Source organism: Paenibacillus hemerocallicola (assembly GCF_006265175.1).
Lineage (GTDB): Bacteria > Bacillota > Bacilli > Paenibacillales > NBRC-103111 > Paenibacillus_AB > Paenibacillus_AB hemerocallicola.
In genome coordinates this window covers 24,396-49,680 of record NZ_VDCQ01000070.1, presented here as the reverse complement: position 1 = coordinate 49,680, position 25,285 = coordinate 24,396, and the positions used below count along the sequence as shown (strand labels likewise).

Below are 25,285 nucleotides of genomic sequence, written 5' to 3'. Positions count from 1 at the left end.
TGGAAGCCGAAGCTTCCATTATTTTAGAGCAGATAGCTCAAAATCTTAACACTTGCGTGTTTTTGCTTTTCACTCGTTGTGCAGTTTTCAAAGAGCATTTGTTGTCTTGCGACAGCGAAATTTACTATACCACATTTCACCGCTGCATTGCAACTTCTTTTTTTACCCATCGTTCGAAGCTTGAATCATGTTCGAGCGACAGTTTCATATACTACCACGTTGTCATCCAAAACGCAACCGAAACTTTTCCTCCGGGCAAGGGTAGTTGAATACCGCGAGCTTAGAGCCATTCGTATTCGATTCGTCTCGTAAAAGACAACGAAAACTAATATAGCATACTTGCTTGTCCATCGCAAATGGAAATGTTATAAACCTTAAAAAGCGGGACGGCATACTGTACAGACACGATGCTACGAGCGCTTAGTCCGACTGACGGCCAATCTCGTTTTGTCGAGCAACGGGATTACTTTATCCTGCTGACGGCTCGCGATCGTGATGAACAAAATGTCCACAACGTTCAATTGCGCGATTCTCGATGCCATCGCTCCGCTTCTTATGCTTTGCTCGACGGAGCTCGTGAACAACCGGATATCTCCCAGCTCGGCGACGGGGGAAGAACCGAATTTGGTCAACGTAATGATGGTCGCGCCTTGCTTCTTCGCTTCGGTCAGCGTCTCGATGATTTCATCGGTTTGTCCGGAGTACGAAATGCCGAACGCGACATCGTTCTCGGTCAAAGTAACGGCTGACGTCAACTGTGCATGGAAATCGGCATACGCTTGACACCACCAATTAATCCGACTCAGCTTCTGATGGATGTCCTGGGCGATGACGGCCGATGCCCCCATTCCATACACGTCGATTTTGCGGGCTTTGGAGAGCGCCTCCGCGGCTTTCTCCACCTCTTCGATGGAAAGCACCGACATCGTGTCCTGAATCGATTGCTTGTTGTTGTTGCTCACCGCCTGGATAATTTCCTCGACGGTCGCGCCCATCTTGATCTCCTCATAGCATCCGGCAGGAATGTTGGAGCTGAGGTCCCCGGCAATGCGCAGCTTCAATTCCTGAAACCCTTTCATATTCATCGTCTTCGAAAGACGAATAATCGTCGCCTCGGAGACGCCGCTATATTCCGCGAGCTTCTGCACCGAAAGCTTGACGACATCCTTAGGGTATTCCAATATATAATCCGCAACTTTTCGTTCGGACGGTTTCAGTTGATCCAGTATGGCTCTCAGCGCCACTAACCCGCCGTTCATCTAATCACTCGTTTCTCTGGCGTCTCCCGAAGAGGATGACAGTTGGGATGGAACATTTATTTAACAGTAATAAACATTCTCACTGTCTAGCTTAACCGATGCGAACAGCGTGCGCAATATAATTTCCAGCCATATTGAACACGAGGCGGCTATAGATCCAATATAGTTGAAGGAGGCCGGCCCCTGATGAATGGCCAACCCAAGAACGAGCTGCTGCAGCGCGTACGCGACGGAGACCGCGAGGCGTTCGGCCAGCTGTATGAATCGATCGGCGATCAAGTGTACCGGACGGTTTAAGGAAGGATTCCGTGCCGACCAATGACGATTTGACACTATTGTACCGCAAAAGCTCCTCGCGGATTCACCCGCCACGGCGTATCGCCAGCCGCATTGCCGGGACGAAGGAACGTGCATGTAAAGAAGACGGGACAAGCATCGCTAGCCGCATGAAAACGTCCATCGGCCGACGCGCACAGCAACCGCGCGATTAATAACATAAAATCAAACCATTTGCACTATGAAATGAAATAACTTCAGACCCCACCGTTGCTCTGAAGCATACGACGGGGGAACATATTCGCGGAGCGTCGGACGGGATTTGAAAATCCCGTAGCACCATTAGCGCGTACGGGATTTCGTTTGGCCCATTACAGCTTAGATCGATCAAAATCTCGGCGTTCGATTAACGAGATTAAACATCGCCGTTATGCTGAAGCCTGCGAACGATTCTTCTTTTCCGGTACATCATTTTGCCGGCTTCCGCAACGTCGTTCACGGTGCTTTTGTTCAGCAGCGCCCCGAACAGCATCCCCGCGACCGGAACGAGCTGGAACAGCTTTTTCCAACCGAAATTGTCCCGATACGTCGCCACAACCTCACGCCAACCCTGAAGCTGGGAGGCGAGCTGCCGACCTTCTCCCCCGCCGTCGAATGCGGCGAGCTCCTCCAGAACGGCCCGTTTGCCAACGATATCGGACGAGCTGAACTGCAAGCATTTGACGATAAATACCCGTTCCCTCGGATCGTTCGGGTCGAATCCGTAACAGATGGCCGTCTCCTGAAGCACCTTGAGCGACAGTCCGAGCAGCGCCGGAATATCGACCGCGAGCGTAAATATCCCGCCGAATCCGGTCGTCGCGCCTTGCACGGCTGCGATTTTCTTGCGGCTCTCGGCCAGTTGATCCGCCGCCAGATCCATCACGGCCAGCGGCAGCTCGCCGGCCTGCGCGACAGTCTCGACGGGAATACCGTCATATCCCGTTTCCGCAGCAGTACGTTTCAGGGACGATAGCATCGACTTTTCCGAGACCAGGTAACGCCCGCCCGTCTGCACGTAGCCGCCCAGCTCGTCGATCGCTTGCCCGATCTTGTTCTGGATCGCCTGCGGCGTCAGCTTGTCGAGCAGCATGAACGGGATGCGCCCGAGCTTCTCCCAGAACCATAAATCTTTCTGACCGCGTTCCCATCGAGCTATGGTCTCGAGCTCCTTTTCCAGGTGCTGCTTCGTTTCTCCCTTATATCTCGGAGGCTCCCTCAAGGAGTCGGAAGCTCCTTCTTCGAAGGCAGAGGTTCCATCGGGGTGCAGCTCCATATGATCATCCACTCCTGTCCTTTAATAGTATGTTATACGGATCGGAAGCCATTCGGGTGCATCGCGTCAGTTTCTGGAATTGCGCCTACCGGTTAACCATCGTGTTCCTTCAATTGTTTCAGCCGTCCGCTCAATTGTTTATATCGCCCGTCGAGCTCTTCCTTTACGTCATGCTTGCCCGGTGCGGACAACCGCCCCAGCAGCCCGACCAGTTCCATCTCGAGCCTTAGCATTTCTTCTTCCCTTTCGACTCGCGTTGCCGGCATCGCATTCGAGTCGGGATCGGAATTCGAATCCGGCATGCGGGGGATACCTTTGCCCGAAAGCGCACTTGCGGCGGTATTCGTCACGGACGTCTTGCCGTTGTCGGCGGACTCCCGCTTTTGCTTCCGCTCGCGGAACTCCGCATAACCTCCGTATTCGAACGTCCATCGACCATTCTCGATAACAAGCAGGTGAGTGGCCAGCTCGTTTAGAAAATGCCGGTCGTGCGAGCAAAATAAAATCGTCCCGGGATATTCCTTCAACACTTGCGCCAGCTTCTCCCTCGCGAATATGTCCAAGTAGTTGGTCGGCTCGTCGAGCAGCAGCACGTTATGATCGGCCATAAACAGTTTGGCCAGCGCCGCTTTGACTTTCTCGCCTCCGCTCAGCACCGCCGCCGGCTTGAACACGTCGTCCCGCTTCATCAGCATGCGGGCCAGCACGGTCCGGATACTGGCCTCCGGATAGTCGCTCGTCTCCGCCACTTGCTCGAGCACCGTACGATCGTCGCGCAGTACGTCCAATCGCTGGTCGAAATAACCGATCTTGGCGTTTGCGGCCAATCGGACTCCCGCTCCCCTATCCATGATCGTGCGCATCAGGGTCGTCTTGCCGGAGCCGTTCGCGCCGACAATCCCGATCCTCATTTCAGGCGCCACACTGCAGGAAAATGGCAAGTACAATTGCCTCTCCCCGAACGAGCAGCCCACTTGATCGAGAAAGATCGCCTCCTTCGCGTGGATCGGCGAATGATACCGCACATCGAATACCGGCTGTTCCCGGTTTCTCGGCTTTTCCTTGACGTCCAGCTGCCCGATTCGCTTCTGAATCGACTGCACCGTCTTCTCTACCTTCGATTTGCGCCTGTTGAACTGATCTTTCCCGAGTCTGGCCTCGCTGTCCACTTTACCGGTCGGCTTCTTCTTCATGCCCCGCGCCTGTTCCGCTTTGTCGATAGCCGCCCGCTCCAGCCGCCTCCTCTCCTTGGCGTATTGGTCGTATTCGAACCATTCGCGCTCGCGCTGCAGCTCCTTCTGCCGCAAATATTCGGTGAAATTTCCGGCGTAATCGCGCAAGGAGCCGTCATCAAGCTCGAGAATACGGGTACATACCGCGTCCAGCAGAGCCCGATCGTGAGAGATGAGCACTACCGTACCTTCGTACTCACGCAGCTCCTCTTCGACCTTCGCCGCTTTGTCGGTGTCGAGATGGCTGGTCGGTTCGTCTGCGAACAATATCGCCGCGCGTTTGTGCAGAGCCTGCTCCCATTTCCACCTCGTACGCTCTCCCCCGCTCATCGTGGCGAATTCGTCGGGCACGGCGTCCCCCGCTTCATCCGGCCCGGAATCGACGGTTGCGTCCAACGGCGCGTCCATTTGCTTCACTACCGCAACGGTGCCGTGCCGCACTACCGTGCCCGCGTCCGGTTCCTCCAAGCCGGCCAATACGGAGAGCAGCGTCGTTTTGCCCGCCCCGTTCACGCCGACCAGGCCGACCCGTTCTCCTTCATATAGACGCAGCGCGCCCTCTATCCGAAACAGCAGCCTGTCGCCGATCAGACGCTCGATTTGATTCGCTTCCAGTCTTAACATACAAAAAACCTCCCCGTACCCGGAGAGGAGTTCGATCGTTTCTATTCCATGCGCCATTGGGCGCAACCAAATACACTGATACACTGCTGCCTCCGAACGATCCGAGAAACGACGCCGTTCATGCACAAGCAAACCCGCCGGGCTCTTGGCATAAAGCAACAATCGTATACGAACGAATCGTGCAGCACGCCGCAAGGGCGGCGATCGGCACCAATAAGGGACAGTACTTGGCGTATGGACAGACGTATCCTAATCTCCGGGTCAATTCGAATTTGAACATTTACGAAACATGATCAAATGAGCTGCCTTACGATTGGGATTCATGGTCCATGGCACCGGGTACCTTGCCCTTTCCTTCGTTTTAGCCGCTTGTTTTGCTTGGTCCTGCGGCTTGCTCACAGTATAATGGAGCATGATAGTCGTGTCAATGCGCGACGGAGCGGGTCCGGCCGGGGTATGACCCGATTGGCGACACCCTGCGTTGTGATATGAAAGTAAATTCAGACGGATTTGGTAAGCGTTCGAACGTAGCGGTTCCATATCGTACAGCGAAAAAAGGAATTCCTCGACGGACGCGCAACTCTTGTATCTTCTTAATCGTGCCAGAAAAAAGCTCAGTAACGTTAGAAAGGAGCCGTCACATGTCCCGCGATCCTTTGTATACCCCGCTCTGCCGTCTGCTCGGCATCCGGCTGCCGATTATTCAGGCCGGCATGGCCGGAGGACCGACGACGCCGCAGCTCGTGGCCGCCGTCTCCGAGGCGGGCGGCCTCGGCACGCTCGGCGCGGCCTATATGGAGCCGGAGGCGATCCGCGAAGCGGTTCGCGCCGTCCGGCGGCTGACGGCCAAGCCGTTCAGCGTCAATTTGTTCGTCGCGCCGATGCGCGACGATTATACGCGGCAAGCCGAGGTGCAGCCGGTGATCGACCGGCTCGGCGCGGAGCTCGGCGTGCCCGCGCGGGCCGGCACGGAGCCGTCGCCGACGCCCGATCGGCTGGAGCGGCAGTTCGCCGTGCTGCTGGAGGAGGGCGTTCCCATCATCAGCACGGCGTTCGGTCCGCTCCCCGGGCCGCTCGGGCAGGCGGCGCGCGAAGCGGGCCGGCTCGTCACGACGATGGTGACGACGGTGGAGGAGGCGCGGCTCGCCGAGGCGGCGGGCTGCGACGTCCTCATCGCCCAAGGCAGCGACGCCGGGGGCCACCGGGGCACGTTCGATGCCGAACGTTACCCGTACGGGGCCCTCGTGGGCACGTTCTCGCTCGTTCCGCAGATTGCGGACCGGGCGAACGTGCCCGTCGTCGCCGCCGGAGGAGTGATGGACGGCCGCGGCCTGGCTGCGGCGCTGCTCCTCGGGGCGCAAGGGGCCCAGCTCGGCACGCGGTTTCTGACCGCGGTCGAGTCGGGCGCCCATGCCGCCTACAAGGAGGCGCTGCTGGCGGGCTCGGAGGAGGACACCGTCGTCACCCGCTGGTTTTCCGGCCGGCCGGCGCGGGGACTCTGCAACCGTTTTATCGAAGAAGCCGAACGCAGCGGCATTCCGCCCATGCCGTTCCCGAGCCATAATACGGCTACCGGCCCGATCCGGCAAGCCGCTGCGAAGCAGAGCAACCCCGACTACATGTCGCTCTGGACCGGACAGGCGATCCGCCTGCTTACCCGGGATACCCCGGCAGCCAAGATCGTCCGGGATATCGCGGAGCAAGCCCGAACTTTGCTTGCAGGCACGGGCACGGGCGCGGACGAACGCGACCCGCATTAACGGTAAATAACCCCACAAAGCGAAGCTTTTGCCCCGATGCTTGTCCGGGTACTTTGCGGGGACCCTGAAACTTAGATGGTTCTACATGGTTTAAAAAGGCTGTCCGGCCGACGGTGATGAAAACGTCGGTCGGGCAGCCCTTTTGTTTATCCCCGCATCGCTTGCTCGAAATAGTCCCACCCGAAGCCGACCTGCTCCGGTTTGTGCGAATCGGAGCCGTACACGCATTCGACGCCGGCGGCGACGCACTCCCGAATGAACCATTCGGGTACGTACGGCTTGCCGCATGTGGCGACGCGCAAGCCGGCCGTGTTCACGTCCACGCCGACGCCCGTCCGCTTAAGCAGAGGCAGCGCCTTTTCCAGCCTATGGCGAATTTGCGCTTCGTCGACCGGAGGAAGCGCCTGCCGGAACTTCTCGATCAGGCCTATATGCCCGATCCGCTTCCTTCCGGGCAAACGGACGGCCGTTTCGATAGCCTGCTCGACATGATCGAAATATTCGTCGACTACTTTCTCCATCGATCCGTAATAATCCAACAGGTTGACCCGGAAATCGTCCGGCTTGTAGTCGATGCAGCGCAAGCCGCCCCGTCCGGGCAAGTAATGGACCGACATGACGGCATCTTCCAGCACGTCCGCCCAAGGCTCGGCGATCCGCTCGGTAAAGGCGTAATTTTCGTGCAAATAATCGAACTCGAGTCCGATAGCGATGTCCAACCGGCCTTCATACCTTTTCTTGTATTCCCGAACGTAATCGAAATAAGCCGGCATTTCCGCGAAGTCCATTGCAAGCTCCGCCATCAGCCGCTCGTCATCGATCAAACGCTCCGGCAAAGGAGGATGTTCCGTCACCGAATAACGCCCGAAGCCGAGCTCGACCGCTTGTTCCAAATACCGCTCCAATTCGTCCGGATGCCCGTGCTTGCAAAATTTCGTATGCGAATGTCCATCCCATTTGATCATCGGCCGCTTCTCCCCTTCATCCTTCGATTCGGCCGTCCGCCGTGATTCGGATCACGTCCATGCCGACACGTTCCATTGTACCAATTCGGCTGCCGGACCGGTACTGCCCCCGTTATTCCGCCTCGTAGCTATCGGGCGAAGCCCCGCCCAGAAACGGACTCGGCTCCCCCGTATAACAAAGGTGCAGCTCATGCATGGCACGCGTACAGGCGGTGTAAAACAGCTTCCGCTCGCTTTCCCTGCCGTATACGTCACCCGAAGCGTCGTATATGACGACACCGTCGAATTCGACTCCTTTGGCCAAATACGAAGGAATAACGACTGTCCCTTGCTCGAAGGAGCTGGTCTCCGTCCCGATTAGCTTGAGCGACAGCATTTCCTTAAGCGAGGCGTAAGCTTCCCGGCTCTCCTCTACGGTTTTGCAGATGACCGCTATCGAGCGATGTCCTTCCTCCCGCATCCGCCGAATCCTGTCGGCGGCATAGCCCGCCAGCATCGAACGGTCGGCGACGGCTGTAACCGTCGGTTTGCTTCCTCTCCGGTTGAACAGCTCGATGGACTCGCCGCCCCTGACCAGCCCCCGGGTAAACTCGACGATTTCGCGCGTGGAACGGTAGCTGCGGGTCAGCACGAACTTCTCCGTCTCCTCCTCGGCGAACAGCTGAGCTAGCGCCGCGAAGCCGCCGCTATCGGCCTCGGCATGCGCATAGATCGCTTGATTCAAATCGCCGAGCACGGTCATTCTGGCGCGCGGAAACAGCCGTTTGAGCACCGCGAACTGAAACGCCGAATAATCTTGGGCTTCGTCGACGAATACATGACGGACGGAGGAATTCGTCTGAAATCCTTCGAGCCGCTCCAACACGTTCATATAAGGAGCCGCGTCCTCGTTTGCCAGCTCGCGCCGCTCCAGCTTCTCCGTCGTCTGCCCGCATATATCCGCCCACAGCGGCGGCAGCGTCTGATCGTGAGCTATCGAAGCCGCGAAAGCCGGATCAGCGAACAGCTGCCTGTAAACGCCCGGCGCGTCGATAAACGCGAGCTTTTTCGCTTGAACGCGCAGCGGCTTGAATTGCTCCTGTACGACCATAAAGGCGAGCTGCTCCTGCTCTCTGGCGAAATCGTCGAACGTATCCGAGGAAAACCTTTTCTTTTGCTGAAGCTGCTCGAACGCTTGAATATAGGCATCTTTGTCAAGCAGTTCGATTTCGTCCTCGACCCACCGCTTGCGCCGCTCCAGCTTCGCCTGCAGCCTAAGCTCCTTCAGCAGCCATTCCGCAAGCGCCTGCATCCGGTTCGGAATCGATAGGGACGCATCCAGCTCGTAAAACCGCTCGCGCAACCGTTCGCCCGATACCAGCACCTCATCCCGGAACATGACATCGCGAAACTGCATCCCTTCTTTCGCCAAATAAGCCGCGTACGCATCCAATAGGCGCATGAAATCCGCAGACGCCTTGTAGCGGATACCTTCCATCCGCGCCGCATAACCCGGTTCCTTCATGGCCGTCAGCGTATACTCCATCTGCTCGAACGGATCTTCGATGCGGAACGTCCTCCCGAGCCTGTGCTCGACGTATTCCTGGAATGTCGTCTGCTCCATATTTTCTTCCCCAAGCTCGGGAAGCACGGTCGACACATAACTGTTGAACATCGGATTCGGCGAGAACAGCACGATCTGATCGGCCTTCAACGTCTCCCGGTAACGATACAGCAAGTAGGCGACGCGCTGCAGGGCCGCGGACGTCTTGCCGCTTCCCGCCGCCCCCTGCACGACGAGCAGCCTCGCCCGCTCGTTGCGGATGATCCGGTTCTGCTCCCGCTGGATGGTGGCCACGATGCTTTTCATCTGTGCGTCGGACTGTTTGCCCAGCACTTCCTGCAGCAGCTCGTCGCCGATCGTGACACCCGTGTCGAACAGGCTGCGGATGACGCCTTCGCGGATGATGAACTGCCGCTTCAGCTCCATAGTCCCTTTAATTGTCCCTCCGGGCGTCTCGTACTGTACCGATCCCGGACCGTAATCGTAGTAAAGACTCGATACGGGAGCGCGCCAGTCATACACGAGAAACTCGAAGCCGCTGTCGTCCAGCAGTGAGCTCGTTCCGATATAAATGCGCTCCGCCCCCCGCTCGCCCTCCTCCGCAAAATCGATGCGACCGAAATACGGCGTGTGCTTCAGCCGGGTCAATGCCTTCAACTGACTCATCGCATGGCGGTGGCCGCGCTCCCTTTCGGACAGCACCTCCGCCTGCTGCTTCATGCTCGCGAACGTTTCGGCTACCTCGCTATCGTCCTCCATATTGACGGTTACGTCGTCCCAAAACGTTTTGCGGATGTTGACGATATCCGATCGGAGGTCGCCAACCTGCTGCCCGAGCTTATCCATCCGTTCGCTGACGACAGCGACGATCCGATCCACCCTCTGCTGCTCTTCCGGCCAACTTTGTTCCGAGCTCATGCCACCGCTCCTTTACGTCCTGAATAGTTGCTAAAAAGGATTTGACAAACACCGGATTTTTGTGATAATATTAATTTGGGATTATCCGACTAATGTCGAATTCTATTTCTAAAGAATCATTTTTTATTTTACCATGGAGCTTTGATCGATTCAACCTCTTTGGCTTCGATATTGTTTAACCTAATATGCAAACGCAACGGAGACGCGACGCGCCTCCGTTTTTTGTTTTCCCGTCATGAAGAAGCTTCGACCGATTGGATGAACGGGTATTGTTGAATGATCGGCATGAGCTGCTCCGCCCGCATATTCCCCGAAAATTTAAGGTTCATTTCCACTTGAAGCACGGAGCCGGCGCCCCCCGTCTGCTCGACGTGATAGCCGAGTACGGAAATTCCCTTCTCTCCCAGCACGCGCAATAGCTGCTCCACGGCCGACGGCTCATTGGCGATGCGCATGGCGAGCGTTTCCGTTTTGGGCGCCGACAGCCATTTATGCTTGCCGTGCAGCAGTTTTTGCGCCACGAGAACAAGCAGCGTCACGCCGCCCCCCACTTCGTACAAGCCCGCTCCCATAGCCATCCCGATTCCCGCCGTCGTCCATATTCCGGCTGCCGTCGTCAAGCCGCGAACCGTCTGCTTTTGCATGAAAATCATGCCCGCTCCCAAAAAGCCGACACCGCTTACGACTTGGGCGGCGATACGCGAAGGGTCGAACGCCAAGCTCTCCCACCCGATCTGATCGCGAAATCCGTATTTCGAAATGACGACCATGAGCGCGGCTCCTACCGCCACGACAAAATGAGTCCGAATTCCCGCCTCCTTCATCCGATTTTTCCGCTCGTACCCGATGAGCGCCCCGCAGATGCCGGCCACGATAACTCTGAGCAAATATTCCAGCTCCAACATTCGAGTCCCACCTCTCCCATTCGGTATAGTCCAGCTTATTTCCTAGCTTCTATGTTCATGCCGCTTCCCCCCGGGGATGCGGCGGCCAAGGGTATAAGGACGACGTTCTTTCATCATAACGAATTGAAGCGGTTACATCAAACTTCCGGAAGAGACGAATCCACACTTGCAGATATGAAGCAACGTACGATTCGGCGGCTTTTTAGCGAGATTAACTTTTCTCTATTGTTAAGGAATTGTAAATTTCAGCTTTCTCTTGGCGTACATTCAGTTCGCATTCAGTTCAAATTAATAAAAGAATAATAATCGCCGCTTATACTTAGCCATGTCAACAACAAACCGCAACGATGCAGTAACGATATAGGAGCCAGTCCGACGACAAATGGAAAGCAGTGAATTCACCATTACGGCTTGCAAGGTCAGACTCATGGCCGAGAAGGAGGTTACCGAATGAGCTTGAATGCCCCGCTGAAATTTCGCAACGAGCTGAAATTTTTCATCAACCACCATCAATATGTTCTGATCCGGCAACGACTCCGGCACTTGATCGAGACGGATCGGCATGTCGGTCCGTCGGGCGAATACCACATTCGCAGCTTGTACTTCGACGACATCCAGAATACGGCGCTCCACGAGAAACTGGGCGGAATCCGGGATCGGGCCAAATATCGCATCCGGATTTACAACATGGAAGACAGCATCATTCATCTGGAGAAAAAAATTAAACGTCAGGATTACATCGCCAAAGTAAAGGAGCCTCTCACGAGGACCATGTTCGATCGGATCATGGAAGGCGATTACGAGGTGTTGAACGTTCCCGGCAAGCCGCTGCTGCTGGACATGTACGATCAGGCGAAGCATCGGTTATTGCGGCCGAAAGTCATCGTCGATTATGTGCGCGAGCCGTATGTATGCGCGAACGGCAACGTCCGCATCACGTTTGACAAAGAATTGCGGACCGGCTTGCACGCCACCGACATCTTTGACAAAGATTTGGAAACGATGCGGGCTCTCGAAAACGATTTCATGATTTTCGAAGTTAAATTCGACGACTACATTCCCGAGTATATAAAAGCCGCCGTTCAGAATGAAGGCTTGGTGCGGCAATCGGCCTCCAAATACGTCATATGCCGCAAATTTTTAAAAGAAAACAGCTGGGAGGATTATTAATATGGATACTACGACAACTACGAATTTCTCGGATATTATCAAAAACTCGGTGATGGAAAACTTCTCGTCCGACATCAGCATTTGGAAAATATTGATTACGCTCGGCATCGCTTTCTTTATCGGCTTGTTTATTTACATCCTGTATAAACGGATATTCAGCGGCGTTCTGTATTCGAAAAGCTTCAACGTTTCGTTGATCGGCATGACGATGGTTACCGCCATGGTCATCATCGCGATCAATTCCAACCTCGTGCTGTCGCTCGGCATGGTCGGCGCGCTGTCGATCGTCCGCTTCCGGACGCCGATCAAGGACCCGACCGACCTGATCTTCCTGTTCTGGTCGGCGGTCGCGGGAATCGTAGCCGGCGCGGGCTTTTTCACCCTCGCTATCGCGGGCTCGATTATCGTAGGACTCGTCCTCGTGCTCTTTATCAAAAGCATGGCCGTGGAAACGCCCTACCTGCTGGTCGTCAATTGCGACGGCGACGAAAGCGAGAAAGAAGTGCACAGCCAATTGACCAGCCTCGTCAAACGATATAACGTCAAGCAAAAAACTGTAAAACACGGCAACACCGAATTGACGATGGAGGTTCGTCTGAAAGATCGCGAAGGTGCATTCGTCAACCGGATTTCCGAGCTCTCCGGAGTGAAAAACGCCGTACTGATCAGCTATAGCGGCGACTATGCATCCTAAACGATTGGTGGTGATGAAGATGAATTCCAAGGCAGCATTACCGATACTGGCGTGCATCTGCATCGCTATGCTCCTGATCGGCTTTACGGGCAAGACGCTCTCCCGGAACGCGGAGGGCTCCCCCGGCTCGGCAAGCACCTCTTCGTCGGTCAATACGAAAAATATCGCGCAGTATGTATTTCCGAAACATAAAGTCGTCGATGTGAACATTACGATCGCGGCAGAAGAATTCCAGGATATGCTCGACAACGCCGCGGCGGAAGAGCTGAAAACGGCCTCCGTCGAATACAACGGAATCAAATTCGACAATGTGGGCATCCGGACGAAAGGGAATCTCAGCCTAAACAGCGTCGTCCGGTCCGATTCGGACCGCTACAGCTTCAAAATTTCGTTTGACGAATATTTAACGAATCAAACGTTTTACGGAATAAGCAAAATCAATTTGAACAACAACTACAGCGACGCAACCTACATGAGGGAGTTTCTTTCTTACGAGCTGGCCAAGGAAATGGGCCTTCCCACTCCGGAATATTCCTACGTCAACGTTTATGTGAACGGCGAGCTGAAAGGATTTTACTTGGCCGTGGAGCAAATAGGCGACGCCTATCTCGAACGGCATTTCGGCAATTCCAGCGGCGCTTTGTACAAGGCCGTTCAAGGAACCGGTACGGAGTTGAAGTGGCTGGGAGACGATACCGCTTCTTATCCGGGACTCGTGCAAAAGTCCAAATCGTCCAACGACGACATTTTGCTGAACATGCTGGACGAGCTGAATAACGGAACGGATTACGAGAACGTTCTGGACGTCGAGGAAATGTTGAAATTTATCGCTCTGAATGCGATTGCGGTCAATATGGACAGCTATCTCGGCTCCAACAAGCACAACTATTATTTGTATGAGAGCAACGGGATATTCTCGGTGCTGCCCTGGGACTACAACATGTCTTTCGGAGGGCTGGGCTCCTCGCAAATCCTGATTGACGAGCCTACGCAGGGAGCGCTGGCCGACCGGCCACTTGTCGCCAAGCTGCTTGCGGTGGAAAAGTACAAGGAAAAATACCATGAGATTATACGGAATATGATCGAAGGATATTTATCCTCCGCCACATTCAAAGCAAGAGTTCAAGAGCTGTCGGCCATGATCTCCTCTTATGTCGAGAAAGATCCTACGGCGTTCTACACGTACGACCAATACAAAAGCGCGGTAACGCAGCTTATATCGTCCAATTCCAGCCGTGTCCAAAACTATGCGCAGCAGCTCGACGGCACGATCGCATCATCCGGCGACGGAAGCGGTAGCGGCGGCGGAATGGGTGGTCCCGGAGGAGGGGGCGCCGGCGGATTCGGCGGAGGCCGAAACGGCGGCGGTCAGGGCCGAGGCGGAGGTATGGGCGGACAGCTGCCCGGAGGCAATGCGGGAGCGGATGTGCAAGCAATGGCCCTTCCCGCCGGTCAAAACAATGCGAATATTCAAGCCGTGGCGTTAAACGCGGAGCAGGCCCAGAACGGGCAGCAAGGGCAGATAGGTCAAGGCGGCCGAGGCCAATTTGGAGCTGGCGGTATGGGCGGCGGACCCGGAGGAATGGGCGGCGGAATGCCGGGCATGGACAACCAGACGAAAGCCGCCAACACGGCTGCAAACCGGAACGAGATGTATTTGACCGCGGGCATGCTCGTTCTGCTCTTCTTATCCTGCTTGTTTGTCACCAAGTTCAGACGCAGAAGATTATAGGCCAACCTATTCCGGGGTGATCACGACATGTACAAGGTGAGAGAAGTGGCCCGCTTGGCGGGAGTTAGCGTTCGTACGCTGCATCATTACGACAATATCGGTCTATTGAGATCGTCGGAGGTCGGGGAGAATGGCTATCGGTTGTACAGTGAGGACGATTTTATAAGACTTCAGCAAATTTTGTTCTATAAGGAACTGGATTTCCCCCTCCAGCATATGAAGAGCATCATGAACAATCCCGACTTTGACCGCAAACAGGCGCTGCTTTCCCACAAGCTGCTGCTTAAGGCGAAAAAGCGGCGCTTGGATAAATTAATCCGCTCGGTCGAAGCAACGGTCCGGGCAATGGAGGAAGGCGCAGAAATGAGCAAGCAGGAGATGTTCAAGCCATTTGACGTCAAAGCAGGGCAACAACGAAAAAAGTAAGCGTGTCTATTCCCCTCTCCCGCCAAGGCCGCATCATCTATATAAGGCAATCGTCAAACTCTTCGGATTACCGAAGAGTTTTTCTTTTTACGCAATTATCGTTTTATACTTGAATACAATTCGTTGTAGTTATATAATTCCGTTACAAAATATTAGAACGAAAGGAGTGTGCCGGCATGCCCGATCCTACTGCCGTCAGCTCGACTCTCGACGAATTGTCCGAAGGAATGATCGCCTATGAAGAGGAATTGGCCGATGAAATCGGCGAGCTCGCCAAACAGCGCGATTGGCAGGCCATTCAGGACCGTACCGAATATGCCAAACACATCCGCTCTTTCGCCCATAAAATTATGGCGCTTAAGGAAGAGTGGGACCGGCTGAACGGCTTGGATGACGCCACCGCTCCGGAGACGGCCGATGAGGTCGACCATTTGCCCGTAACCGCCCGCACACGCTGGGAAAAAATCGGGGACAAAATCCGCGTCCAAACCGAAGGCGGCCGTTCCGCTTATTCGAACGTCATCCCGGTCTGGCTGTTCAAGGATTTGGCTCTCGCCGCCCTGAATCAGATCAAAGCGAGCGGATATGTGAAAACGGCCGACGTATTGAACGTCAAGCTGGACACGATCGTCGAGAAGAGCGACTACAAGAGAGCCCCGCGCCTTCCCGTCTACGTCACGTTCAAGGTGCTGGTCAAAGAAGGCGTGTTCGAAAACCCGGACCGCAACTCGCACCGCTATACGCTTGTAGGCGGCAACGAAAATTTGCTGCGCCGCTTTCTTGGGGAACTGGGGTAAATGGAACCTCCATCATGGGGTAAAGAAAGGAGCAACTACACGCATGGCCGAAAAAACAATCCGCAAAATCGGCGATCCCGTCCTGAGGGAAATTTGCAAGCCCGTGACGGCCATAACGCCGAACATCATCAAGCTGCTCAACGATTTGGCGGAAACGATCCGTTCGGGGGAAAATCGGGCAGGACTCGCCGCTCCGCAAGTCGGCATCCCGAAACGGATTGCCGTACTCGATTATGGCACCGGACTAATCGAATTGATCAATCCCGTTGTCGTCGAGCGCTCGGGCGAACAGACCGGCTTCGAAGCTTGCTTATCGATTCCGGGCGTATACGGTACGGTGAGGCGTGCCCAGTACGTCAAGGTGAAAACCTTGAACCGTGCCGGGGAAGAAACGTTTGTCGAAGGCGTAGACCAAGTCGCGGTATGCATGCAGCATGAAATCGACCATTTGGACGGCGTGCTGTACATCGACCATGTCAAAAAGGGCCAATTGTTCAACGACCGCAACGACAAGCCGATCGACGTGCTGCAAATGATCCGGATGTCGAAGTCGCGGGACTGGTGATAGTCCGCTTTATAGGGGGAGCTTGATGCCCTCATGTTTTTAGCATCAATAGCTTCTTTTTATATACCTGTTGCGCATAGCATCGCATTTGTATTATGATCTACTCAATCAACAATGAGATCAGTGTGAAGCACACACCGCTCGCCTCCGAAGTCCGGGGGTGGTGCGGTGTTTTTATTTTTCTGGACAAAGTGAAGAAAAGGAGATGAATGAGATGTCGTTCGAACATGATTATGAGGTTTTTCTTAAGATACATCTGCACAAATATTCCGGCGAGAAGCTGCGTCGTCTGAAAGAAGGACACGGTCATGCGGAGAAACTGTTTCTTCAGCATGTATGGTGGCCGGCCATCGGTCACTTCGAGCACCTTCATCCGGAGTACGAAGTATTAGATTTTAAAGACGGCACGAGATACCTGGACTTTGCCTATATCCGTCCTCCTTTTCAAATATGCTTCGAGATAGACGGATACGGCCCCCATGCACGCGATGCAAATCGTCACCAGTTTGCCGACAATTTGATGAGGCAAAATCATTTGACGATCGATGGCTGGAAAGTGATCCGGTTCTCCTACGACGACATTCAAGACAAACCGCGCCGCTGTCAGCAAATGCTCCAGCAGCTTATGGGCCGATGGTTCGGCGACGGCCAGTCCCCGATCCAGCTAAACTGGAAGCAGAAAGAAATCGTGCGCATCGCTCTTCGCAGCAGCGTTCCGGTTACACCTGCGGAAGTTAGCAGCCGATTAGGCATAAGCGATCGGTATGCAAGAGACTTGCTGCATCAGCTCGTCGAAATGGACGTACTGCTTCCCGCATCGGGAACGCAGCGTGTCCGCTCTTACCGGCTAAATAATACCGCACAGCCGTTCTATTTGTAGAGGAAGGAAGTCGACCGACCGCTGTCATGCAGCGAAACACCGCGCGCCGGGAGCTGCGCGCGGTGCAAAGGCTCGGATATACGAATAGCGGAGCCAATTTCCGTTAATTGGCCCACAAAGTCAATTGGAGCGTGAGTAGCGGAACTGTGTTCCGCTATCGAGGATGTGATGGGCTTGGCAGCGCGCAAATTACTATCTTAACGGAACTATGTTCCTCTATTTCAGAAGAATGCCTGAAACTAACAGGAATAGAGGAATAGATTTCCGTTATCTGACCGGGATTTCGAAGGGCTGTTCGATCCTTCGAATGGCCGGCGAGACCGGGCAAGACTTGACCTTGCCCTCACATCATTCACAGCGCAAACGGCGCAAGCCTGAGAAGCTCCTGGCGCGTGCCGACCGCCATGACCGGCTCCGCGTCCGGAGTCATCCACTCCAGCACGCGGAGGACATCCTCCTCCGCAGCGGTGATGCAGCCCGCGGAGCCGGACTCGGGTCCGCTCCAGACGTGAAAAAAGATCGCACTCCCCCGTCCTCTGACGATCGGGTCCTCATTGAAGCGGATAACCGCCGCTTTGCGGTAAGGCGGGATCGCCAGCCTCTCGAACGATTTCCATCGTCCGGACGGATCCCCTTCATAGCGCACCCATGTATTGTAATCGGCGGAGTTCGGGTCGTCCACCCAGTAGTCCCGGTCATCGACTACTCGGTAAGGCCACTTCCCCGTCGGGGAAGGCTCTGCGCCAAAGCCGGTTCCCATGCGGAATCGTCCGGCCGGCGTCCTCCCGTCCCCTTCGCGCTTCAGCGGGGATAATCCTTTTCTGCCGATGGCCGCGGGAGCGCTTCCAACAAGCCGCCAGCCCGCCCCCGCTATCCCCGACTCCCACATGGTCAGCGTCGCCTGCGTCGTCACGTAGTCCTGCGCTTCCACTACCAGAAGCTGCCGGGTTCGCACGATACCGCATACTTCCATGTCCGCCGCCTCCTTTTCTTGCATTCCTAACGAAATCTTCCGGTCCGTCCATTATACGCCGCATCCGGCCCTGGAAGAAGACATTGGCGGAAAAAATGGCACCATGCGTCGCCGAGCGCACTTGCAGAACAAATTCGGGAAAGCTTTCGACAAAAAAACGTCGAAAGTACCAAAAAAGGTCATCTCGTTCCATAGGCTTAAGCGGAGCTTTTCATTACAATGAACCTATCTATGCCCATCGCATAGCGCTATAATGATTTTAGCGGAGGAACAACATGGAACTGACATTATTACCGGCAAAGGAGTCGAACCGATGAACCGTCATCTTCACGCGGATATTGTCATTATCGGAGGAGGAACCGGGGGAACAGCCGCAGCTTTGGCCGCCGCCCGCATGGGACGCTCCGTTATTATGACAGAGGAAACCGATTGGATCGGAGGACAGTTGACCAGTCAAGCCGTACCGCCGGACGAGCATCCGTGGATCGAGCAATTCGGCAGCACCCGCAGCTATCGCCAATTCCGCAACGGGGTGCGCGCTTATTACCGCGATCACTTCCCTTTGACGCCAGAAGCCCGCGCCAATGAAAGGCTGAATCCGGGAAGCGGCGGCGTCAGCCGCATTTGCCACGAGTTCCGCACCGCTCTCGCGGTTCTGAACCAGATGCTCGCCCCTTACGTGCACAGCGGACAATTGACGATATTGACCCGTCATGCGATCGAGTCCGCGGAAACCAACGGCGATCGTGTCGTATCCGCTGTCGTGTCGAACCGGGATACCGGTTCGCGGATTACGCTTACCGCGCCGTATTTCATCGACGCAACCGAGTGCGGCGACGTGCTGCCTCTCGCAGGCGTGGAGTATGTCACGGGAGCCGAATCGCAAGCGCAGACGGGCGAGCCTCATGCGCTGGAGGGCGAAGCGGACCCGCTTGACATGCAAGGCTTCACCCATTGCTTCGCCATGGACTATATGGAAGGCGAGGATCATACGATCGATCGTCCTGCCCAGTATGACTTCTGGCGCGACTACAAAGCCGACTTTTGGCCGGACAAGCTGCTGAGCTGGTCGGGCGTCCGCCCGCATACGCTGGAGACGGTGCAATATGAACTGTTCCCGGGAACGGATCGCTACTCGCTGTTTCATTACCGGCAAATCGTAGACAAGAATCACTTCACCCCGGGCACGTTTGCCAGCAACGCGACACTCGTCAACTGGCCGCAAAACGACTATTGGCTCGGCCCCGTATTCGAAGTAAGCGCGGAAGAACGCGCGAAGCATCTGGAAGGCGCCAAGCAGCTCAGTCTCTCGCTGCTGTACTGGCTGCAGACCGAAGCTCCGAGGCCGGACGGCAAGCAAGGCTATCCTGGACTTCGTCTGCGTAAAGACATCGTCGGCACCGAGGACGGCCTCGCGATGTATCCTTACATTCGCGAATCGCGCAGAATCAAAGCGGAATTTACGGTTCTCGAGCAGCATGTTGCAACAGCGTGCAGACCCGACGGCAAGGCGGAAACTTTCGAAGATTCCGTCGGCATCGGCTGCTACCGGATCGATTTGCATCCGAGCACGAGCAATCGCCACTATATCGATATTTCGTCGCTTCCGTTCCAAATCCCGCTCGGCGCACTCATCCCGGTTCGGATGAACAACCTTTTGCCGGCCTGCAAAAACTTGGGAGTCACCCATATTACGAATGGCTGCTACCGGCTCCACCCTGTCGAGTGGAATATCGGCGAATCGGCAGGTTATTTGGCCGCCTATTGCGTGGAACGCGGCATCTCGCCGCGCGCGGTGCGCAACACGAAGCCCGATCTCGAGCAATTCCAGCAGTTGCTCGTACGCGAAGGCGTGGAGCTTTCCTGGCCTGTCACCCGGCCGGTCTGATCGTTAAGCGAACGGACACTCAATAAACTTTAAGAGGTGTTTATACCGATGAGTAAAACCGTCAAAATCGCCGTCGTCGGCGCCGGATCGATATCCGAAAGCCATCTGCGCTCCTACAAGGAAAACCCGCAGGCCGAGCTCTACGCCATCTGCGACCTGAACGAAGAGCGCGCACGCGCCAAAGCCGAGAAGTACGGAATTCCGAACGTTTACACCGATTACAACGAACTGCTGAAAGACCCTAATATCGACGCGATCAGCGTATGTACGTGGAACAATGGCCACGCTCCGATCAGCATTGCCGCGCTGAACGCCGGCAAGCACGTGCTGTGCGAGAAGCCGCTGTGCAAAACGGTAGAGGAAGCGTTAGCGGTGGAAGAAGCAGTCCGCAGCAGCGGCAAAACGCTTCAGGTCGGCTTCGTGCGCCGTTACGCCTCGAACACGCGGATCGTGAAGGAATATATCGACAACGGCGAGTTCGGCGACATTTATTATGCCAAAGCGACGTGCATCCGCAGACTCGGCAATCCGGGCGGATGGTTTTCCGATATCGAACGCTCCGGTGGCGGACCGCTTATCGACTTGGGCGTTCACGTGATCGACCTGTGCTGGTATTTGATGGGACGTCCGAAAGTAAAAAGCATCAGCGGCAACACGTACCGCAAGCTCGGCAACCGTTCCAACGTGAAAAACTTGAACTACTACAAAGCGGCCGATTACAACGCCGAGCATAATGACGTAGAAGATTTGGCCAACGCGGTTATCCGCTTCGAGAACGGGGCTTCCCTGCTCGTGGACGTGAGCTTTACGCTGCATGCGAAGAAGGATGAGATTTCCGTGAAGCTGTTCGGGGAGAAGGGCGGCTTCGAGGTCGAGCCGGAGCTGTCTATCGTGACGGAGAAATACGATACGATTTTGAACGTAACTCCGCAAATCAACAACCTGTCCTTCGACTTCGTCAAAGGGTTCCAGGACGAGATCGATCATTTCATCGGCGTATGCCTTGGCGAGCGCGAAACTTTAAGCCCGGTCGAAGACGGCGTAGAAATGATGAAAATGCTCTGCGGTATTTACGAGTCTGCAGAGAAGGGCATTGAAGTGCGATTTTAAGAAAAATCGAATGAGCTCGAATTGCTGATAATAATTATCATTCTTGGCAATACTATTGGATGAAGACAGCAGAAGAGGGGAGATTGCAGCTCCCCTCTTCCCCAAATTCGTCTTACAGCTTCGGTTCAAACGTTTTGCAGTCGGTCTCCTCGGAGTTCCTCGCATGTTGGCCACGGTGGCTGACCACATAAATCGAGGACGCGTTGCATTGGTTGCCCGCTGCCCAATATTTGCAAGAGTTCACTTCGCATAGTACGTCTTTAGCCATGTCTTTCGTTCACCTCCCTCTCCTAAGGGTGGTCTACTTGGGCATGGTTTTATACGTTGGGGCGCAAAATGTTTTTATTCTGAACACGCGTCGAAATGTTGTCTAATTATTGACGTTGAAAAAAAAAGTTTGCTAAGCTTGATACGGGTCTATTTTAGACATTTTCCGTAATTCGTCAAATTGCGACAGTTCCGACCGAGAGGAGGCGGGGTTGGTCCATAAGAAGGCGTAGCGCAATAGCTAAAGCCTTATTAAATGAACCTAAAATTGTAAGCGCTATCAAACAATTGTCTATGCCGACACGACAACTGCAAGGTCGCAATTGCCAAATGAAAAATGTCCGAAATAGGCCCATCATCGGAGCGGCGAATGAACATCCTGCGCGGAATTTCCGCATAGGCGAGGACTGTTACGTATCGATCCGCCCCAAGAGGCGCATTTCGTTGCCAAAGGCAGGCAAAGCGCGCGGCGGTATCTGAAATATTTCTACGTAACAGTTCCCAAGTCGGAAGGGGGACTGGTTTGGTTGAACGGATGGAACAAGTTGGCCGGCATGGCCGCACTCGCGTCGCTCGTTATCGTTAGCGCCTGCGGCTCCGGAGAGCAAGGAAGCGGCAGCAAGGATGCGCAAAATCCCGCACCTCCAAAGGCTGCTGCCGAGCCTGTAGAGCTCGTCTTTTTCCATGCAGGCGGCGACTGGAATCAGGAAGGCTACTTTATGAAGGAGTACGGCGACGCCATCAAAGCGAAATTCCCGCACGTCACCCCCAAATTCGTATCGACGACGAGCGGTTCGCTCGAAAAGCTGGTAGCGGCCGGTCAACCGCTGGACATTATCGTCAGCTCGGTCGGTACCGCCTTCACTTCGGTTTTTCCGGCGGGCTTGCAAACCGACCTCGACCCTTACGTCAAAAAACACCAGTTCGACCTGAACCGCTTCGAGCCGACCAGCATCGATATGATGCGGCAGATGGGCGAGGGCAAGCTGTTCGGACTTCCGTTGTACACCGCACCTGCCCCGATCTATTACAATAAGGACATCTTTGATAAATTCGGGGTCGCCTATCCGAAGGACGGCCTGACCTGGGATGAGCTGTACGAGATCGCCAAGAAGCTGACCCGCAAGGAGGGCGGCCAGTTGTATCACGGGCTCGCCATCTCCCCGAGCCATTATTTGATGCGCCATCAAACCTCATTAAAGCTCGTCGATCCGTCCACCTTCAAAGTAACGCTGACGACGGACCAGACGAAATTGGCGATGGAAAACCTGCTCCGCTTCTACCAGCTTCCGGGTTATGAGCCGAACGCGACCAAATTGGGTGTGTCCGGCCAGCGCCAGCTGTTCCAGAAAGATCATACCGCCGCGATGTGGCTCCCGTTCAGCACGATGCATACCGCGGAGGAATTGGCCGGGATGAACTGGGACGTCGCCGCCGTTCCGACCTGGAAAGACATGCCGGGCGTCGGGGCGCAAGTATACCCGTACCACCTGTATCTTGCCAGCAGCGGCAAGCATAAAGACCAGTCGTTCGAAATTATCCAATATTTGCTTTCCGACGAGTTCCAGCTGGGGAAATCCAAGCAAGCGCTATTCGTCTCGCTGCTGAAAAGCGATGCGATTCGCTCCGCCTTCGGCCAAGATGCTCCGATGTATAAAGGCAAAAATATTAAAGCGATGCTGCCGGGCAAACCCGCTTCGCCTTCTCCGCAAAGCAAATATTACAGCGCCTCGACATCGCGGATGGCCACGACCGTCGTTCAGGATGTCGTGCTCAAGGCGAAGGATTTGAATACAGCCCTCCGCGAGGCGGAAGAGACGATCGTCAAGCAGATCGAGGCGGACAAGAACAAATAAGCCGGAGCGGAAACCTCCTGCAGCGACGATTTTACGTATAGCTCACGTTCGCTATGCCCCGCGACTGCGCCCGTCCACAATGCCATTCGCCGCGGGCAGTCGCCAAAAGGATGCCTACTGCGTACAAAAGGGGAGCAGTCCGCTCCCCTCACCCTTTCAACGCCCCGACCTTGACGTTCCAGGACAGCTCGAAGCTGAGCCGCTTCATGTTCTCGAATGGGCTGTCCATCGCCTCCCGGAACTGCTGCAGCAGCGAATCGTTCGCTTCGTGGATCTCGTTCTCCAGCATTCGGCCGATTTGACATAGACGATCACGCTCATCATGACGGGGAACAGCAGTACGACTATATACGAAAGCGCCAGGTGAGCAGCACGCTCTTGGAATTGATTCGAAATTTCGCTTTGGGCAAAATTAGCCCCCTTCGCGAAAAACGGTACATTCCGGTGTAATCAGTTTTACTGCTTCGGTTGGATGCGCACAACGATAAAATTGCAGGGAATCTTAAGCGTATAAAGAAAAGCCGCCCCTCGGGCGCAAACTGCGTCCGAGGAAGCGGCACCTCCGATCCGCGGGAGACGCGGAACGGAAATTGCTTATTTTTTCGTGGTAGCATACCAGTCGTTGGCCGCTTTGATCATATCGGCCCCGCCGTCCGCTTTCCATTGGGTCAGGAATTTGTCGTAGTTGTCGAGCGACTCTCCGCCAGCGATAAACTTGATGAACGTATCTTCCATGAACTTGTTGAGCTTTTGGGCATTTTTGGCGATCGCGTCGATCGGCGGCGCGAAGGCGAGCGGATCGGTAACCGTGCTGCCCTTGGCGTTCTCTTGGATTTTGGTGAAAGCGTCGGTCAGAACCGGATCCTTGCGAACGCGCGCTTGCCAGTAGATCGGGTAGTTTTTCTCGTCTACGCCCGTCAGGAAGCTGCTCGCATTGTTCAGATCGTCGTTGAATTTCGGCAAAATCGGCAAGTAGTTGCCGTTCTCGAATTTATGATGCACGCCTTCTTGCCCGATGGCCGCGCCTTTGAAAATGTCTTTGTCTAGCTTCAGATCCAAGTATTTGATAATTTCTTCTTTGTTCTCGGACCATTTCGGAACCGCGATAAACCAGCCGATGCTGCCCCCGGCCACGACTTGCATTTTGCCGCTGTCGCCCTTCATGAACGGCATCGTGGCGATTTTGGCGTTCGGGAAGTTTTTGTTGAGCGCAGTCGTGATCGTCGGCATGTTGTAGTAGCCGTTCATCATGATGGCCGCTTTGCCGCTCGTGAAGTTCTCGATCACTTTGTTGGATTGGTTGATGGACCATTCCGGATCGATCAGCTTCTCGTCATACAGCTTTTTCATGAATGCCAGGTATTGCTTCATTCCCGGGTTTTCGACCATATGGGTCAGCTTGCCGCCGGATTCGTTCCAAGTCGTCGTTACGCCGAATGTGGAAGCGACTTCGGCAAGCATCGGGCTTTTGCCGCCGGTAAGCGGTATAACGTTCTTCTTCTCGCGGATCGTTTTCAGGAACGTATAGAACTCGTCGCGGGTCGTCGGCATTTTCAGGCCAAGCTCGTCGATCCAGTCCTGACGGGTGACGAGCGCCGTATTGACGATCGTGCCGGAGCCCGTTTCGGGAATGCCGTATATTTTGCCGTCCAGCTTGGCGCCGTTCCACGACGTTTGGCTGATGACGTTTTTCATGTTCGTGCCGTATTTGTTGATCAGCTCGTCAAGCGGCTCCAGAGCTCCGGAAGAGGCCAGCTTGGCGTATTGGGTCGCATTCAGCTTCATGAAGGCGTAAGGCTCTTTGTTCGCCATGAGCAGGTTCAGCTTCTCGTCGAAGTTTTCTACCGGCAGCATGTCGTAAGTCGTCTTATAGCCCGTTTTCTCGTTCAAATATTTGGCCACGAACTCGGCGTTCGGATCGAAGCGGCTGTATTGGAGAAGCGCCTTGAATTCCGGCTTAGGCTTATTCGCTTCCGCTTGTTTGTTATCGGCGGGCGTCGTGGACCCTCCGGACGTTTTCGAATCTGTCGCGCTGCCGCATGCGGCTACCGATGCGGCCAGAGTGGCGATCGATAGTACGCTTAATGTCTTTTTGAACATAGGTTGAACCTCCCTTTAGCTGTGCAAATC

At 55.0% G+C, this 25,285-nt stretch carries 22 protein-coding genes; 12 read left to right on the top strand and 10 right to left on the bottom strand.

Annotation, left to right across the window (positions count from 1 at the left end; genetic code table 11):
- Positions 1-269, top strand: a 269-nt coding sequence (locus FE784_RS41675; protein WP_218103858.1) for a hypothetical protein, incomplete at its 5' end; no start/stop codon positions are given.
- A 141-nt stretch (positions 270-410) separates the two neighbouring features.
- Here the strand turns inward: FE784_RS41675 and FE784_RS33610 are convergent.
- The 3 genes from FE784_RS33610 to abc-f all read right to left on the bottom strand — a co-directional run bounded on the left by FE784_RS33610 (position 411) and on the right by abc-f (position 4,706).
- Positions 411-1,259, bottom strand: coding sequence for a MurR/RpiR family transcriptional regulator (locus FE784_RS33610; protein ID WP_139606625.1), 849 nt, complete (start codon positions 1,257-1,259; stop codon positions 411-413).
- Positions 1,260-1,950: 691 nt separating this feature from the next.
- Positions 1,951-2,850, bottom strand: coding sequence for an EcsC family protein (locus FE784_RS33605; protein WP_139606624.1), 900 nt, complete (start codon positions 2,848-2,850; stop codon positions 1,951-1,953).
- A 92-nt stretch (positions 2,851-2,942) separates the two neighbouring features.
- A complete protein-coding gene (abc-f, locus tag FE784_RS33600) occupies positions 2,943-4,706 on the bottom strand; it encodes a ribosomal protection-like ABC-F family protein (protein ID WP_176706698.1) in 1,764 nt (587 codons plus the stop codon).
- A 488-nt stretch (positions 4,707-5,194) separates the two neighbouring features.
- Between abc-f and FE784_RS33595 the strand changes: the two genes are divergently transcribed.
- The gene (locus tag FE784_RS33595; RefSeq protein WP_342779156.1) at positions 5,195-6,466 is read left to right on the top strand and encodes an NAD(P)H-dependent flavin oxidoreductase; all 1,272 of its coding nucleotides are present in this window, start codon (positions 5,195-5,197) and stop codon (positions 6,464-6,466) included.
- A 146-nt stretch (positions 6,467-6,612) separates the two neighbouring features.
- On the opposite strand, the gene hisJ is transcribed toward FE784_RS33595, so the two are convergent.
- The 3 genes from hisJ to FE784_RS33580 all read right to left on the bottom strand — a co-directional run bounded on the left by hisJ (position 6,613) and on the right by FE784_RS33580 (position 10,797).
- On the bottom strand, positions 6,613-7,431 hold the full coding sequence (gene hisJ, locus FE784_RS33590; RefSeq protein WP_139606622.1) for a histidinol-phosphatase HisJ: 819 nt from the start codon (positions 7,429-7,431) through the stop codon (positions 6,613-6,615).
- Between the two features lie 112 nt (positions 7,432-7,543).
- A complete protein-coding gene (gene helD / locus FE784_RS33585) occupies positions 7,544-9,892 on the bottom strand; it encodes an RNA polymerase recycling motor HelD (RefSeq protein ID WP_139606621.1) in 2,349 nt (782 codons plus the stop codon).
- A gap of 233 nt (positions 9,893-10,125) precedes the next feature.
- Positions 10,126-10,797 (bottom strand): MgtC/SapB family protein, encoded by a 672-nt coding sequence (locus FE784_RS33580; RefSeq protein WP_139606620.1) that lies wholly within the window; start codon positions 10,795-10,797, stop codon positions 10,126-10,128.
- Between the two features lie 456 nt (positions 10,798-11,253).
- Here FE784_RS33580 and FE784_RS33575 point away from each other — a divergent pair, with 456 nt between their 5' ends.
- The 7 genes from FE784_RS33575 to FE784_RS33545 all read left to right on the top strand — a co-directional run bounded on the left by FE784_RS33575 (position 11,254) and on the right by FE784_RS33545 (position 17,061).
- Positions 11,254-11,967 carry a polyphosphate polymerase domain-containing protein gene (locus FE784_RS33575; protein WP_139606630.1) on the top strand — a complete coding sequence of 238 codons (714 nt, stop codon included), beginning with the start codon at positions 11,254-11,256 and terminating at the stop codon, positions 11,965-11,967.
- Position 11,968: 1 nt separating this feature from the next.
- Positions 11,969-12,661, top strand: a complete 693-nt coding sequence (locus FE784_RS33570; RefSeq protein ID WP_139606619.1) for a DUF4956 domain-containing protein — start codon at positions 11,969-11,971, stop codon at positions 12,659-12,661.
- Positions 12,662-12,680: 19 nt separating this feature from the next.
- Positions 12,681-14,393, top strand: coding sequence for a CotH kinase family protein (locus tag FE784_RS33565; protein WP_139606618.1), 1,713 nt, complete (start codon positions 12,681-12,683; stop codon positions 14,391-14,393).
- Between the two features lie 27 nt (positions 14,394-14,420).
- Positions 14,421-14,819 carry a MerR family transcriptional regulator gene (locus tag FE784_RS33560; protein WP_139606617.1) on the top strand — a complete coding sequence of 133 codons (399 nt, stop codon included), beginning with the start codon at positions 14,421-14,423 and terminating at the stop codon, positions 14,817-14,819.
- Between the two features lie 176 nt (positions 14,820-14,995).
- Positions 14,996-15,616, top strand: a complete 621-nt coding sequence (locus FE784_RS33555; protein WP_139606616.1) for a hypothetical protein — start codon at positions 14,996-14,998, stop codon at positions 15,614-15,616.
- 43 nt (positions 15,617-15,659) lie between these two features.
- On the top strand, positions 15,660-16,181 hold the full coding sequence (def, locus tag FE784_RS33550) for a peptide deformylase (protein ID WP_139606615.1): 522 nt from the start codon (positions 15,660-15,662) through the stop codon (positions 16,179-16,181).
- 214 nt (positions 16,182-16,395) lie between these two features.
- Entirely contained in the window at positions 16,396-17,061 is a 666-nt protein-coding gene (locus tag FE784_RS33545; protein WP_139606614.1) for a DNA-binding response regulator, read from the top strand.
- 352 nt (positions 17,062-17,413) lie between these two features.
- Here the strand turns inward: FE784_RS33545 and FE784_RS33540 are convergent, their stop codons facing one another.
- Positions 17,414-18,034, bottom strand: a complete 621-nt coding sequence (locus FE784_RS33540; protein ID WP_176706697.1) for a L,D-transpeptidase family protein — start codon at positions 18,032-18,034, stop codon at positions 17,414-17,416.
- 313 nt (positions 18,035-18,347) lie between these two features.
- Here FE784_RS33540 and FE784_RS33535 point away from each other — a divergent pair, with 313 nt between their 5' ends.
- Positions 18,348-19,922 (top strand): FAD-dependent oxidoreductase, encoded by a 1,575-nt coding sequence (locus FE784_RS33535; protein WP_139606612.1) that lies wholly within the window; start codon positions 18,348-18,350, stop codon positions 19,920-19,922.
- Positions 19,923-19,970: 48 nt separating this feature from the next.
- Positions 19,971-21,032 carry a Gfo/Idh/MocA family protein gene (locus tag FE784_RS33530; RefSeq protein ID WP_139606611.1) on the top strand — a complete coding sequence of 354 codons (1,062 nt, stop codon included), beginning with the start codon at positions 19,971-19,973 and terminating at the stop codon, positions 21,030-21,032.
- A gap of 112 nt (positions 21,033-21,144) precedes the next feature.
- Here the strand turns inward: FE784_RS33530 and FE784_RS33525 are convergent, their stop codons facing one another.
- Positions 21,145-21,300: a DUF1540 domain-containing protein gene (locus FE784_RS33525; RefSeq protein WP_139606610.1), complete on the bottom strand. Its 156-nt coding sequence runs from the start codon at positions 21,298-21,300 to the stop codon at positions 21,145-21,147.
- Between the two features lie 526 nt (positions 21,301-21,826).
- Between FE784_RS33525 and FE784_RS33520 the strand changes: the two genes are divergently transcribed.
- Positions 21,827-23,155 (top strand): ABC transporter substrate-binding protein, encoded by a 1,329-nt coding sequence (locus FE784_RS33520; RefSeq protein WP_139606609.1) that lies wholly within the window; start codon positions 21,827-21,829, stop codon positions 23,153-23,155.
- Between the two features lie 148 nt (positions 23,156-23,303).
- On the opposite strand, the gene FE784_RS41270 is transcribed toward FE784_RS33520, so the two are convergent.
- The gene (locus FE784_RS41270; protein WP_176706696.1) at positions 23,304-23,444 is read right to left on the bottom strand and encodes a hypothetical protein; all 141 of its coding nucleotides are present in this window, start codon (positions 23,442-23,444) and stop codon (positions 23,304-23,306) included.
- A gap of 305 nt (positions 23,445-23,749) precedes the next feature.
- The gene (locus FE784_RS33515) at positions 23,750-25,255 is read right to left on the bottom strand and encodes an extracellular solute-binding protein (protein ID WP_139606608.1); all 1,506 of its coding nucleotides are present in this window, start codon (positions 25,253-25,255) and stop codon (positions 23,750-23,752) included.
- Positions 25,256-25,285: the final 30 nt, after the last annotated feature.

Coding starts and splice junctions, on each gene's coding strand:
- FE784_RS33610 (WP_139606625.1), bottom strand. CDS start 1,259: ATGAACGGCGGGTTAGTGGCGCTGAGAGCCATACTGGATCAACTGAAA.
- FE784_RS33605 (WP_139606624.1), bottom strand. CDS start 2,850: ATGGAGCTGCACCCCGATGGAACCTCTGCCTTCGAAGAAGGAGCTTCC.
- abc-f (WP_176706698.1), bottom strand. CDS start 4,706: ATGTTAAGACTGGAAGCGAATCAAATCGAGCGTCTGATCGGCGACAGG.
- FE784_RS33595 (WP_342779156.1), top strand. CDS start 5,195: ATGAAAGTAAATTCAGACGGATTTGGTAAGCGTTCGAACGTAGCGGTT.
- hisJ (WP_139606622.1), bottom strand. CDS start 7,431: ATGATCAAATGGGATGGACATTCGCATACGAAATTTTGCAAGCACGGG.
- helD (WP_139606621.1), bottom strand. CDS start 9,892: ATGAGCTCGGAACAAAGTTGGCCGGAAGAGCAGCAGAGGGTGGATCGG.
- FE784_RS33580 (WP_139606620.1), bottom strand. CDS start 10,797: ATGTTGGAGCTGGAATATTTGCTCAGAGTTATCGTGGCCGGCATCTGC.
- FE784_RS33570 (WP_139606619.1), top strand. CDS start 11,969: ATGGATACTACGACAACTACGAATTTCTCGGATATTATCAAAAACTCG.
- FE784_RS33565 (WP_139606618.1), top strand. CDS start 12,681: ATGAATTCCAAGGCAGCATTACCGATACTGGCGTGCATCTGCATCGCT.
- FE784_RS33560 (WP_139606617.1), top strand. CDS start 14,421: ATGTACAAGGTGAGAGAAGTGGCCCGCTTGGCGGGAGTTAGCGTTCGT.
- FE784_RS33555 (WP_139606616.1), top strand. CDS start 14,996: ATGCCCGATCCTACTGCCGTCAGCTCGACTCTCGACGAATTGTCCGAA.
- def (WP_139606615.1), top strand. CDS start 15,660: ATGGCCGAAAAAACAATCCGCAAAATCGGCGATCCCGTCCTGAGGGAA.
- FE784_RS33545 (WP_139606614.1), top strand. CDS start 16,396: ATGTCGTTCGAACATGATTATGAGGTTTTTCTTAAGATACATCTGCAC.
- FE784_RS33540 (WP_176706697.1), bottom strand. CDS start 18,034: ATGGAAGTATGCGGTATCGTGCGAACCCGGCAGCTTCTGGTAGTGGAA.
- FE784_RS33535 (WP_139606612.1), top strand. CDS start 18,348: ATGAACCGTCATCTTCACGCGGATATTGTCATTATCGGAGGAGGAACC.
- FE784_RS33530 (WP_139606611.1), top strand. CDS start 19,971: ATGAGTAAAACCGTCAAAATCGCCGTCGTCGGCGCCGGATCGATATCC.
- FE784_RS33525 (WP_139606610.1), bottom strand. CDS start 21,300: ATGGCTAAAGACGTACTATGCGAAGTGAACTCTTGCAAATATTGGGCA.
- FE784_RS41270 (WP_176706696.1), bottom strand. CDS start 23,444: ATGCTGGAGAACGAGATCCACGAAGCGAACGATTCGCTGCTGCAGCAG.
- FE784_RS33515 (WP_139606608.1), bottom strand. CDS start 25,255: ATGTTCAAAAAGACATTAAGCGTACTATCGATCGCCACTCTGGCCGCA.